The sequence below is a fragment of the Pseudomonas putida genome, from assembly GCF_002025705.1.
In the GTDB taxonomy this organism is placed as follows: Bacteria; Pseudomonadota; Gammaproteobacteria; order Pseudomonadales; family Pseudomonadaceae; genus Aquipseudomonas; species Aquipseudomonas putida_J.
In genome coordinates, this window is the sequence record NZ_CP018846.1 from 291,614 (window position 1) to 304,151 (window position 12,538).

At 62.5% G+C, this 12,538-nt stretch carries 11 protein-coding genes; 2 read left to right on the top strand and 9 right to left on the bottom strand.

Going from position 1 to position 12,538, the window contains the following annotated elements:
* Positions 1-54: 54 nt before the first annotated feature.
* The gene (locus tag BUQ73_RS01405) at positions 55-318 is read left to right on the top strand and encodes a DUF3077 domain-containing protein (protein ID WP_079226386.1); all 264 of its coding nucleotides are present in this window, start codon (positions 55-57) and stop codon (positions 316-318) included.
* 547 nt (positions 319-865) lie between these two features.
* Here BUQ73_RS01405 and BUQ73_RS01410 read toward each other — a convergent pair.
* The 9 genes from BUQ73_RS01410 to BUQ73_RS01450 form a co-directional block, all read right to left on the bottom strand.
* Positions 866-1,564 carry a LexA family transcriptional regulator gene (locus BUQ73_RS01410; protein WP_079226387.1) on the bottom strand — a complete coding sequence of 233 codons (699 nt, stop codon included), beginning with the start codon at positions 1,562-1,564 and terminating at the stop codon, positions 866-868.
* 177 nt (positions 1,565-1,741) lie between these two features.
* Positions 1,742-2,269 (bottom strand): inorganic diphosphatase, encoded by a 528-nt coding sequence (gene ppa, locus BUQ73_RS01415; protein WP_016484715.1) that lies wholly within the window; start codon positions 2,267-2,269, stop codon positions 1,742-1,744.
* 105 nt (positions 2,270-2,374) lie between these two features.
* The gene (locus tag BUQ73_RS01420; RefSeq protein WP_079226388.1) at positions 2,375-3,190 is read right to left on the bottom strand and encodes a zinc-dependent peptidase; all 816 of its coding nucleotides are present in this window, start codon (positions 3,188-3,190) and stop codon (positions 2,375-2,377) included.
* Positions 3,191-3,198: 8 nt separating this feature from the next.
* Positions 3,199-3,846 (bottom strand): DedA family protein, encoded by a 648-nt coding sequence (locus BUQ73_RS01425; protein ID WP_079226389.1) that lies wholly within the window; start codon positions 3,844-3,846, stop codon positions 3,199-3,201.
* 353 nt (positions 3,847-4,199) lie between these two features.
* A complete protein-coding gene (locus BUQ73_RS01430; RefSeq protein WP_079226390.1) occupies positions 4,200-4,658 on the bottom strand; it encodes a GNAT family N-acetyltransferase in 459 nt (152 codons plus the stop codon).
* A 109-nt stretch (positions 4,659-4,767) separates the two neighbouring features.
* Positions 4,768-5,598 (bottom strand): ethanolamine ammonia-lyase subunit EutC, encoded by an 831-nt coding sequence (gene eutC / locus BUQ73_RS01435; RefSeq protein ID WP_079226391.1) that lies wholly within the window; start codon positions 5,596-5,598, stop codon positions 4,768-4,770.
* A gap of 9 nt (positions 5,599-5,607) precedes the next feature.
* Positions 5,608-7,002, bottom strand: coding sequence for an ethanolamine ammonia-lyase subunit EutB (locus BUQ73_RS01440; RefSeq protein ID WP_079226392.1), 1,395 nt, complete (start codon positions 7,000-7,002; stop codon positions 5,608-5,610).
* Positions 7,003-7,048: 46 nt separating this feature from the next.
* A complete protein-coding gene (eat, locus tag BUQ73_RS01445) occupies positions 7,049-8,497 on the bottom strand; it encodes an ethanolamine permease (protein WP_079226393.1) in 1,449 nt (482 codons plus the stop codon).
* 246 nt (positions 8,498-8,743) lie between these two features.
* Entirely contained in the window at positions 8,744-10,264 is a 1,521-nt protein-coding gene (locus BUQ73_RS01450; RefSeq protein ID WP_079226394.1) for an aldehyde dehydrogenase family protein, read from the bottom strand.
* 243 nt (positions 10,265-10,507) lie between these two features.
* On the opposite strand from BUQ73_RS01450, the gene BUQ73_RS01455 reads away from it, so the two are divergent.
* On the top strand, positions 10,508-12,484 hold the full coding sequence (locus BUQ73_RS01455) for a sigma-54-dependent Fis family transcriptional regulator (RefSeq protein WP_079226395.1): 1,977 nt from the start codon (positions 10,508-10,510) through the stop codon (positions 12,482-12,484).
* Positions 12,485-12,538 lie beyond the last annotated feature (54 nt).

A 12,538-nucleotide genomic window follows, 5' to 3' on the forward strand; every position in this document is an offset into this window, starting at 1 on the left:
TTTATCCGCGATTGGCCGGCCCAGACACGCGAGTGTTTTCAGGGAGATTGACCAATGACCACAGACAACACCCCATGCACCGTCGGCAAGACCATTTTCTTCCAAGGTGAAAACCAGACCCACCCACTGTTCCGCGTTGAACCCGGCATCCCTTGCCAGGATGCCCGCGAACAGGCCTCGGAACTGATGGGCTATGTGCGGGAGCTGACCATCCTCGGCCTGATGGACGAGAAACCAATGATGATCTGGGCCTCGCACTACCTGAGTGCGATGGCCAAGGCGCTGATGGATGATGCCGAACTCGGCATGAGGCATTGATGAGCCTGGCTTGAGGGGGCATCAGGGCCACCACATGCACGCCGGGGGAGTTGTAGCGCCTGTGAGATCGAGCGCCGCCCGCGCGGCGCATCGCGGATAAAATCCGCTCCTACATCTGTTGCAACGTGCCGAACCTGTTACGTCATGGTTGTCAGCCTTGGCGCATGACTTGAGCCCTACAAACAGGCTGACAACCATGGCCTGTCAGGCATGGCCACGTTGCAACAGATGTAGGAGCGGATTTTATCCGCGATGCGCCGCGTGGGCGGCGCTCGATCTGATAGGCGCTGCAAACCATCGGCATACAAAAAATGGGCATTAAAAAGCCGGCTTGTGGCCGGCTTCTCGGGGACGGTTCCGACTAATTTATGGTAAGTCGCAGCCGCCTTAACTGTGTGGCCATCAAGGGCCTGAAAGAGATGGCAAACGATCGTGTGGAACGTCGCCGAGCCCTCTGGAACGCGGCTTGCGCCGGCCGGGGCTGAATGTGCCGCGTAGCATACAAGGGCTGGCGCGGTATGCCCAGCAAAAAATGGCACAGAGTGTGTCAGTCGGGACGTCGCTGGCGGTAATGCGACCAATGGAACACCCACCCGAGTACTTCCAGTTTCTGCACATCGCACTGCAAAGGTGAGTAGCGTTCCACCACCTCACGCCGGTTGTGGCTGTGCAGGCACAAGGCGCCCTGGTGGCCAATGCTCAGGCTGTTCACCCTGAGCCTGCCGTTGTGCAACAGCGCATAGATCTCGCCATCAACTACACGGGTGAAGCTGAGGTCGATCGCCAGGATGGCATCGCGCGGTATCCACGGCGCCATGTTGGCGGCTGGCATGGTCATGCAGATGGCTTTTTCCACAGGCACGGCCAATGCCGCCAGCGCAGATGCCGGCATTGCCAGGCAATGATGCTCCACTGCCATGAGCTGACCATTGCGCAGTTCGTTGAAGGGGACTTGCACCAGGGGAGGATGCGATATCGAAGGTAGCCCGGGTGTTTCTACCGGCGTCGACTGGGGCGCGTACATGCGTAGAAACGAATGCGGGTGCTTGGGGCCTTCGCCGGTTTGCAGCCAGCGTCGGTGCACGCAGAACAACTCGGCCATTTCATCGAGGCGGGCAATCGGAATGCCGCGAGTGAACCAGTTGTTGATGTGCTGCGACGTGACGCGGCGCTGGGCAGCGAAGTCTGCGGGGGTCAGGCCACATTCCCTGAGGAGTGCCTTGAGTCGGTCACCGGATCTGTTCATGAGGCCGAGTGTAGCGGCCGGATGCCAGTAGCGAAATGAACGAGATGTAGATCTGAACGGTATGAAAAACGCCTGGATGTAGGGTGAAAGTGTAGGAATGCGTAGGACTTTTTACCTGCTCTTAATGTCACCCATAAAAAAGCCCCGCCGAGGCGGGGCTTTTTCTGCAAAGCGGTATCAGCCTTTGTAGGCAGCGACCGATTTGGTGATTGCAGCGCGGGCGGCGTCGGCGCCATCCCAGCCTTCGATCTTGACCCACTTGCCCTTCTCGAGATCCTTGTAGTTCGCGAAGAAGTGCTCGATTTGTTGGATCAGCAGGGCTGGCAGGTCGGTGTATTCCTTCACGTCGACGTACAGCTGGCTCAGCTTGTCGTGAGGAACGGCGATGACCTTGGCGTCGCCGCCGCCGTCGTCGGTCATGTTCAGCACGCCGACCGGGCGGGCACGAATGACCGAGCCTGGGGCTACCGGGTAAGGGGTCACGACCAGCACGTCCAGCGGATCACCGTCGTCGGCCAGGGTGTTCGGGATGAAACCGTAGTTGGCTGGGTAGAACATCGGGGTAGCCATGAAACGGTCAACGAACAGCGTGTCGCTGTCTTTGTCGATTTCGTATTTGATCGGCGCGTGGTTGGCCGGGATCTCGATAGCGACGTAGATGTCGTTCGGCAGGTCTTTGCCAGCCGGAATCTTGCTGTAGCTCATTGGGCAGTGCCCCCGTGATTGCTCAAAAAGTGGCGGCGATTATAGGCACATTCCGCCAGGCCATGCCACGTCTGGCCTGATGTGCGGGCAATATGAGCGGCCGCCTCAGGCGTGGTTTTCGCGGTACTCCGGGTGCTCGGCTTGCAGCTGTACAAGGCGTGCCAGCGGATCCTGGCGATAGAACAGCGACAGCTGCCGGTACACCTGTGGATAAGCCTGGTGCAGCAGGTCGGGGGCGCTGAAGAAGTATTCACTGGTGACGGCGAAGAATTCCGCCGGGTTTTCCGCTGCGTAGGGGTCGATGGCGGTTTGTGCGTCGGGGTCGGCGTCGAGCTGGCGGTTGAGGTCGTCATACGCCTGCTGCATGGCCGCGGCCCAGTCTTCCACGTGCATGCCCGGGTGCAGCGGCGGCAGGCCGTTGGCATCGCCATTGAGCATGTCGAGTTTATGCGCCAGTTCATGGATCACCAGGTTGTAGGCTTCCCAGCTGCCACTGGCCAGCACACCGGCCCAGGCCAGGATGATCGGCCCCTGCTGCCAGGCTTCGCCGCTGTGCTCGGCATCCCACACGTGCTCCACGCCGCTGGCATCGCGGTGGCGCTGCGGGCTCTTGAAGTCGTCGGGGTAGAGGATGATCTCGTGGAAGCCCTGGTACCAGTTCAAGTCGCCCAGGTGCAACAGCGGCAGCTGTGCCTGAGCGGCTAGAAACAGGCGCTGCTCATCGTCAAGTTCGACCCCGGGGAGAGTGGTCAGGTGCTTGTCGAGCAGGAACAGGATGCAGGCTTCGCGCAGCCACTGGTCTTCTGCATCGCTGATGCCATCGAGCATTGGCAGGCGATCGCGGATCACCTGCCATTGCCGTGCGTCGATCGGGTAGCGCGCCAGGGTGCGCTTGCGCCGCCAGGCGCTGAAGGACCACATGTCTGCTGTCAGTGGGCCTTGGCGGTGCGGCCCAGGCGGCTACGCAGCAGGCCGAGGATCATCGGTACCAGCGAAAGCACGATGATGCCGACCACCATCAGCGACAGATGCTGCTTGATGAATGGCACGTTACCGAAGAAGTAGCCCAGGGTCACCAGGCCGCCGACCCACAGCAACGAACCTGCCACGCTGAAACCGAGGAAGCGCGGGTAATGCATGTGCGCAATGCCGGCGACGAACGGCGCGAAGGTGCGCAGGATCGGCAGGAAGCGCGCCATGGTCACGGTCTTGCCACCGTGGCGTTCATAGAACTCGTGGGTACGCTGCAGGTAGTCGCGGCGGAAGATCTTCGAATTGGGGTTGCTGAACAGTCTTTCGCCTGTCGTGCGGCCGATGATGTAGTTGGTGCTGTCGCCCAGGATAGCCGCCGCCATGAGAAGGCCCGCCAGCAGGACCGGATCCATGCCACCCCCTGCGGCCACGGCGCCGGCGATGAACAGCAGCGAGTCGCCCGGCAGGAACGGCATCACCACCAGGCCAGTTTCGCAGAAGATGACAGCGAACAGGATCGCGTAGATCCAGGGGCCGTAATTGGTGACCAGCAAATCGAGGTAGGTATCGAGATGAAGAATAAGGTCCAGCGGGTTGAATTCCATGTACAGCACCTGTGTTCTTGACCCGCTTTACGGGCACGCGATGACGGACAATGCCCTGGGCGTCGGCATGAATACCTGTGGATGGGTAAATTTTCACACATGACAGGTCGTTGCATTATACGGCTAAGTAGGAAACCTGCCCGGGGAGTTTGTAGCGGGGGGTTACTGGTACTTGCAGGTGTACGCGATCGTTGTAGGAGCGGCCTTGCCGGGGCGCCGGACCGGTCGGAAAGGGCCGCAAGGCGGCCCCGGCAATTCTCGCTGCGAAGCTGAAAACCTGGGGCCGCTATGCGGCCCTTTCCGACCGGTCCGGCGCCCCGGCAAGGCCGCTCCCACAATGATCGTGGTGCGGTTCAGTCCTGGCTGATCGGCAGGATGTAGTTCTCGAACTCGGTGTCCTTGCGAAAGCCCATCGATTCGTAGGTCTTGCGCGCCACGTCGTTGTTGGCACTGGTCGAAACCCGCATCCGTACCGCGTTGGTTTCCTTGGCCATTTTCTTGGCCTCACGCATCAGGTGGTCGGCTACCAGCATGCGCCGTGAATCTTCGGCCACGAAGATGTCATTGAGAATCCACACCCGCTTCAGCGACAGCGACGAATAGCTTGGATAAAGCTGGCAGAAGCCGAGCAGCTTGCTGTCATCGTCGACTGGCAAAGCCAGGTAAATGACCGATTCACCGCGCATCAGGCGTTTTTGCAGGAATTTGCGCGAACTGTCGGGATAAGGGAGCTGCCCATAGAACTCGCGGTATCTGACGAACAGCGGGGTGAGCAGGTCGAGGTGTTCCAGGGTTGCCTTGATAATGCGCATGTGCGGCCCTCAGAGTCCATTTGGGGAAACAGCGGAATGCCTGCAGCGTTCATGGGCATGCTGCCCCAATGCTGGCCATCAGTGCAATCCGCCTTCCGTGACATGTTCTTTAACCTTCGCCGAGCAGGAAGTTGCCTCGCTGGGTGGGGGCATTTTCGCTGTCGATGCTATGGACCTCGGCTTCGTCCTTCAGATTCACACCGGAAAGCTGCCGTCGGCAGGCTTCGCGCATCAGGTATAGCAGGCGATGGGCGGCCATGCCGTAGCTCAGGCCTTCAAGGCGGATGTTGGAGATGCAGTTGCGATAGGCATCGGTCAGGCCGACCTTGGGCGCGTAGGTGAAATACAGGCCGAGGCTGTCCGGCGAGCTCAGGCCCGGGCGTTCACCAATCAGCATTACGGTCATGCGTGCACCGAGCAACTGGCCAACTTCGTCCGCCACCGCAACCCGGCCTTGCTCTACCAGCACCACCGGGGCGCTGGTCCAGCCATCGGCGGCGGCCTGTTCCTCGAAGCGGGCCAGGAACGGCAAGGTATGGCGGTGCACGGCCAGGGCCGAGAGGCCGTCGGCGACCACGATGGCCAGGTCGACCCCGTCGGGGTTGGCCTGGGCATGTTGGCGCAAGCGTTCGGCCGAGTCATCGTTGAGCCGCCGGCCGAGGTCGGGGCGTTGCAGGTATTGGTGACGGTCGCTGGCGGCGCTGTGCAGCACCAGGCTGTCGCGGCCACGGTCCTTGAGCTGTTCGCTCAGGGCGGCGTGGTCGAAGGCCAGGTGCACGGCGTCACGGGCCTGGGCGTGGGCAAACTGGAAGTCCAGTTGTGCGCTGGTGGGCAGGCTGATGCCGGTGCGGCCCAGGGCGATGCGCGCCGGGGTCAGGTTGCGCAGGGCCAGCCAAGGGTTTTCTTGGGTTGAGGGCGGGGTGGGGGTACGGTCTGCCATGGTCACCTCTTAAGCCAGCTGTGCCAATGCCTGGCGGAATGCCGGCGGCAGGTTGTCGCCAAAGCGCACGCGGCCATCGGCCTGGGTGAAGATGCCGGTGCGTTGCAGCCAGGCTTCGAATTCCGGCCCGGGCTTCAGGCCCAGGGTCTGGCGCGCATACAGCGCGTCGTGGAACGACGTGGTCTGGTAGTTGAGCATGATGTCGTCGGAGCCGGGGATGCCCATGATGAAATTGATCCCGGCCACGCCCAGCAGGGTCAGCAGGGTATCCATGTCGTCCTGGTCGGCTTCGGCGTGGTTGGTGTAGCAAATGTCGCAGCCCATCGGCACGCCCAGCAGCTTGCCGCAGAAGTGGTCTTCGAGGCCGGCGCGGATGATCTGTTTGCCGTTGTACAGGTACTCGGGGCCGATGAAGCCGACCACGGTGTTGACCAGGAACGGTTTGAAGTGACGGGCCACGGCGTAGGCGCGGGTCTCGCAGGTCTGCTGGTCGACACCGTGGTGGGCGTTGGCCGACAGGGCGCTGCCCTGGCCAGTCTCAAAGTACATCAGGTTCTGCCCGAGGGTACCGCGCTTGAGCGACAGGCCGGCCTCGTAACCTTCCTGCAGCACGTTCAGGTTGATGCCGAAGCCGGCGTTGGCTGCTTCGGTGCCGGCAATCGACTGGAACACCAGGTCCAGCGGCACGCCGCGGTTGATTGCTTCGATCGAGGTGGTGACGTGGGTCAGCACGCAGGCCTGGGTGGGGATGTCGTAGCGCTGGATGATGGCGTCGAGCATTTCCAGCAGGGCGCAGATCGAGGCGATGCTGTCGGTCGCCGGGTTGATGCCGATCATGGCGTCGCCGTTGCCGTAGAGCAGGCCGTCGAGAATGCTGGCGGCAATACCGGCCGGTTCGTCGGTCGGGTGGTTGGGCTGCAGGCGGGTCGACAGGCGCCCGCGCAGGCCCATGGTGCCACGGAACCTGGTGACCACGCGGATCTTCTGCGCCACCAGTACCAGGTCCTGCACGCGCATGATCTTCGACACTGCGGCGGCCATTTCCGGGGTCAGCCCTGGCGCGAGGGCGCGCAGGCTTTGTTCGTTGGCCTCTTCGCTTAGCAGCCAGTCGCGCAGGCCACCAACGGTCAGGTGGCTGACCGGGGCGAAGGCCTGGGTGTCGTGGGTATCGACGATCAGCCGGGTGATTTCGTCCTGTTCGTAGGGGATCAGTGCTTCATTCAGAAAGTGCGTCAGCGGTATGTTGGCCAGGGCCATCTGCGCGGCCACCCGCTCGCCGTCGTTGGCGGCGGCGACGCCGGCCAGGAAGTCCCCGGAACGGGCTGGGCTGGCCTTGGCCATCACGTCCTTGAGGCTGTCGAAGCGGTAGACCAGGTGGCCTACCGTGTGTACGAAACTTGCCATACAGAATCTCCAGAGCCGCGGGCTGGCCCGCGGCAGGTGGCGGCGATCAGTGCAGGGCCTCTTCGGCCTTCTGGATCGCGGCGAATTCCTCTTCCGGTGTGCCCGCGACCAGGTGGTGGCGGCTGTAGAACGCAAAGTAGGCAATCAGTACCGCATAAATCACCGCGGCGCCAATCACTACCCGTGGGTCGACCAGGAAGCCCGCGACCACGGCGATGCAAGCCAGCACCAGGGCCAGGCCCGAGGTGAAGATGCCGCCCGGAGTGCGGTAGGGGCGTTCCATTTTCGGCCGGCGGATGCGCAGGGTGATGTGCGCGGCCATCATCAGCACATAGGACAGTGTGGCACCGAATACCGCTACCAGGATCAGCAGGTCGCCCTGGCCGGTCAGCGACAGGGCGAAGCCGATGATGCCGGGGATCACCAGCGCCATCACCGGGGCCTTGCTTTTGTTGGTTTCCGACAGTTTGCGCGGCAGGTAGCCGGCACGGGACAGGGCAAAGATCTGCCGTGAATAGGCGTAGATGATCGAGAAGAAGCTGGCGATCAGGCCGGCAAGCCCCACCAGGTTGACGAAGCTGCCCATCCAGGTGGAGCCACCGTAGGCTTTGGCCAGCGCCTCGACCAGCGGGTTGCCGGAGGCCTTCAGGGCTTCGGAGCCCGCACCGCCAGGGCCGACCACCAGGATCAACAGGGCGAAGGCCAGCAGTACCAGCATCGCGCCGATCAGGCCGCGTGGCAGGTCACGCTTGGGGTTCTTGGTTTCTTCGGCGGCCAGTGGCACGCCTTCGACGGCGAGGAAGAACCAGATGGCATAGGGGATCGCTGCCCACACACCGACATAGCCGAACGGCAGGAAGCTGCTGGCTCCTGCGGCGTCCGTTTTGGCGATGTCGAACAGGTTGGCTGCATCAAAATGGGGCACCATTGCCACCAGGAATACGGCCAGGGCGATGGCCGCGATGGCGGTGATGATGAACATCAACTTCAGCGCTTCACCCACGCCGTAGATGTGAATGCCGATGAAGACCACATAGAACACCAGGTAGATCATCCAGCCGCCGATGCCGAACAGTGACTGGCAGTAGGCGCCAATGAACGTGGCGATGGCGGCGGGGGCGATGGCGTACTCGATGAGGATCGCCGTGCCGGTCAGGAAGCCGCCCCACGGGCCGAAGGCACTGCGGGCAAAGCCATAGCCGCCGCCTGCGGTGGGGATCATCGAGGAAAGTTCGGCCAGCGAGAAGCACATGCACAGGTACATGGTGGCCATCAGCAGGGTGGCGAGGAACATGCCGCCCCAGCCACCCTGGGCCAGGCCGAAGTTCCAGCCCGCATAGTCGCCGGAAATCACATAGGCAACACCCAGGCCCACCAGCAGTACCCAGCCGGCGGCGCCTTTTTTCAGTTCACGTTGCTGGAAATAGTCCGATCCGACTTTTTCGAAGTCGACGGAAGACCCTGCCGGCACGCCGGCGGAATGATCGCTTGGCATAGTTTCACCTGTTTTTTTTCTTGGTGGCCGGAAGGGGTCCGGGCCGATGGTGATGGGTACTGCAGGAAGCGAGCCAGAGCGGTTGGTGCACAGTTGCCGCTCTGGGGTTGTGTAACCAGGCCTGGCTTCTTCGCGGGCAAGCCCGCTCCCACAGGTACTTCATAGGGCTGGAATCTTGTGCGATCCCTGTGGGAGCCAGCTTGCCTGCGATGGGCCGCAAAGCAGCCCCTGAGGCCATTGCAGGGTTTAGAAGAAGCCCAGCGGGTTGATGTCGTAGCTCACCAGCAGGTTCTTGGTCTGCTGGTAGTGGTCGAGCATCATCTTGTGGGTTTCACGGCCGACACCGGACTTCTTGTAGCCACCGAACGCGGCATGCGCAGGGTACAAGTGGTAGCAGTTGGTCCATACGCGGCCAGCCTTGATGCCGCGGCCCATGCGGTAGGCGCGGTTGATGTCGCGGGTCCACACGCCGGCACCGAGGCCGAATTCGGTGTCGTTGGCAATGGCCAGGGCTTCGGCTTCGTCCTTGAAGGTGGTGACGCTGACCACCGGGCCGAAGATTTCTTCCTGGAACACGCGCATCTTGTTGTTGCCCTTGAGCAGGGTCGGCTGGATGTAGTAACCGGTGGCCAGCGAGCCTTCCAGTTTTTCCACCTTGCCGCCGGTCAGCAGCTCGGCGCCTTCGTCCTGGGCGATCTGCAGGTACGAGAGGATTTTCTCGAACTGCTGCTGCGAGGCCTGGGCGCCGACCATGGTGTCGGTGTCGAGTGGGTCGCCGCGCTTGATCTGCAGGACCTTCTTCATCACCACTTCCATGAACTGCGGGTAGATCGATTCCTGCACCAGTGCGCGCGATGGGCAGGTGCACACCTCGCCTTGGTTGAAGAACGCCAGCACCATGCCTTCGGCGGCTTTGTCGATGAAGCTCGGCTCGGCCTGCATGATGTCTTCGAAGTACACGTTCGGCGACTTGCCGCCCAGCTCGACGGTGGACGGGATGATGTTCTCGGCAGCGCATTTCATGATGTGCGAGCCGACCGGGGTGGAGCCTGTGAAGGCGATCTTGGCGATGCGCTTGCTGGTGGCCAGCGCTTCACCGGCTTCGCGGCCATAGCCCTGCACCACGTTGAGCACGCCTTTGGGCAGCAGGTCGCCAATCAGCTCGACCAGCACGGTGATGCCCAGCGGGGTCTGTTCGGCCGGCTTGAGCACCACGCAGTTACCGGCGGCCAGGGCCGGAGCGAGTTTCCAGGCGGCCATCAGGATCGGGAAGTTCCACGGGATGATCTGCCCGACCACGCCCAGCGGTTCGTGGATGTGGTAGGCCACGGTGTTTTCGTTGATTTCGGCGGCGCCGCCTTCCTGGGCGCGGATGCAGCCTGCGAAATAGCGGAAGTGGTCGACGGCCAGCGGGATGTCGGCGTTGAGGGTCTCGCGGACCGGCTTGCCGTTGTCCCAGGTTTCGGTGATGGCCAGGATTTCCAGGTTCTGCTCGATACGGTCGGCGATCTTCAGCAGGACGTTGGAGCGGTCCTGCACCGAGGTGCGGCCCCAGGCGTCGGCGGCGGCATGGGCGGCGTCGAGCGCCTTGTCGATGTCTTCGGCAGTGGAGCGGGGGAATTCGGCAATCAGCTTGCCGTTCACCGGAGAGGTGTTTTCGAAATATTGCCCTTTGACCGGAGCTACGAACTCACCACCGATGTAGTTGCCGTAGCGGCTCTTGAAGGAAACCTTGGAGCCGTCGGTACCGGGATGTGCGTAACGCATGGTGTGTCTCCTGGCTATTGTGTTTGTTAGGAAGTTGAAAAGCGTAGAGCAAAGGTTGGGCCAGCGTGGCGAGTCATAGAAAAATCAATGACTTGGGGCACGTGGGTGGCGCTTTTGATGTGCCTGTGTGCCAGCGCTGGCACGGGCTGGGTGACACTTTGTACCGTTTGCGGTGCGCGCTTGACCGGGCGGTCGCCGCGGAGGATGCTGGCTGATATCTCTATCTGCGGAGAACAACAACTAATGCAGAGCAATCCTTTCACTCGCCATGCTCAGCAAGTGCACACGGTTGCCCGTGGCGAAGGTGTCAGCGATCCTTCCATCGCCCGTTCCTGGCTGCGCTGCCTGGATGATTACCACCTTGACCCGTCTGTGATCGAGGCACCCGTGGTGCTCGAGCATGGTCGCCTGCTGGAGAGTCGTGAACGCCTGCGCCAGGTGCTTAGGATTGCCGACAACGAGATGAACAGCCTGCATCAGCAGCTGTCTGGCACTGGCCATGCGGTGCTGCTGACCGATGCCCGCGGGGTGATCCTCAACTGTGTCACCGCACCCGGTGAGCGGCGTAACTTCGAGCGTGCCGGGCTATGGCTGGGTGCGGACTGGAGTGAAGCCCGCGAAGGCACCAATGGCATCGGTACCTGCCTGGTCGAGCGCCAGGCCCTGACCATTCACCAGAGCGAGCACTTTCGTGGCCGCCACACCGGGCTGACCTGTTCGGCGAGCCCGGTGTTCGACCCGCACGGCGAGCTGCTGGCGGTGCTCGATGTGTCCTCGGCGCGGCCTGACGTGTCGCGCCAGAGCCAGTTCCACACCATGGCGCTGGTCAACCTCTCGGCGAAGATGATCGAGAGCTGCTATTTCCTGCGTCATTTCGAGCAGCAATGGTTGCTGCGTTTCCACGTGCAGGCCGAGTCGGTCGGCCAGTTCAGCGAAGGGTTGCTGGCGTTCGACGGCGATGGCCGCATCTGCGCTGCCAACCAGAGTGCCCTGAACCTGTTGAGCACCATTCGCGGCGGCGTGTTGGGCAAACCGCTGGAGATGTTCTTCGCATGCAGCCATGACGAGCTGTTCAGCCGTGCCACGCCGGGAGGCAGTACTGTCTGGCCGTTGCGCACCCGCGATGGCCGCCAGGTGTTCGCCAGCTTGCGCGGGCAGGCGCGGGCGCCGCTGTGGACGGTGCCGGTCAGCCTGCCCCAGGCCAAGCCCGCTACAGAGCCTGGCATCTGCTTGCTGGACCCGGCCTTGCAGCACGATTTCCAGCGTGCCGTGCGCGTGTTCGAGCGTGATGTGCCGCTGCTGCTGTGCGGCGAGACCGGTTGCGGCAAAGAGGCCTTCGCCCAGGCCGTGCATCAGGCCAGCCAGCGCCGTGGCAAGCCATTCGTGGCAGTGAACTGTGCGTCGATCCCCGAGAGCCTGATCGAGAGCGAGCTGTTCGGTTATCGCGGTGGCAGCTTCACCGGGGCGCGCAAGGAGGGCATGCGCGGCAAGCTGCTGCAGGCCGATGGCGGTACCTTGTTGCTGGACGAGATCGGCGACATGCCACTGGCGTTGCAGACCCGCCTGCTGCGAGTGCTGGAAGAGCGCCAGGTAGTGCCGATTGGCGGTGAGCCGCAGGCGGTGGATGTGCGTATTGTCAGCGCCACGCACCGCGACTTGCTGGAGCGGGTGGAGCAGGGCAGTTTCCGCGAGGATCTCTATTACCGACTGAACGGGCTTGAAGTGGCATTGCCAGCGGTGCGTGAGCGCACTGATAAAGAGGCATTGCTGGACTTCCTGTTACGCCAGGAAGCGCAGGGGCAGGTTGTACATCTGGCGCCCGAGGCGCGCCAGGCGCTGCTGGATTTTGCCTGGCCAGGAAACGTGCGGCAGATGCGCAATGTGTTGCGGACCCTGGTTGCGCTGTGCGAAGACACGCATATCGAACTCTCGGACCTCCCTGTAATCATTCGAAGTGACGCGGGCCCTGTAGGAGCGGCCTTGTGTCGCGAAAGGGCCGCGCAGCGGCCCCAGGATCTCACCGGTGACGCTCAGTCCGCCGGGGCTGCTGCGCAGCCCTTTCGCGACACAAGGCCGCTCCTACACGCTGAGCATCAAGCGCTGATGGAGGTGCTGGAGGCTAAACACTGGCACCTGACCCGTGTCGCCGAGCACCTGGGCATCAGCCGCAATACCTTGTATCGAAAACTACGCAAACACGGCATTGCCAGGGGCGTCTGAGCAAAACACCGGGTGCGATTTCCCGCGCCCTGGGCTACCCTGCCTCGAAGTTTT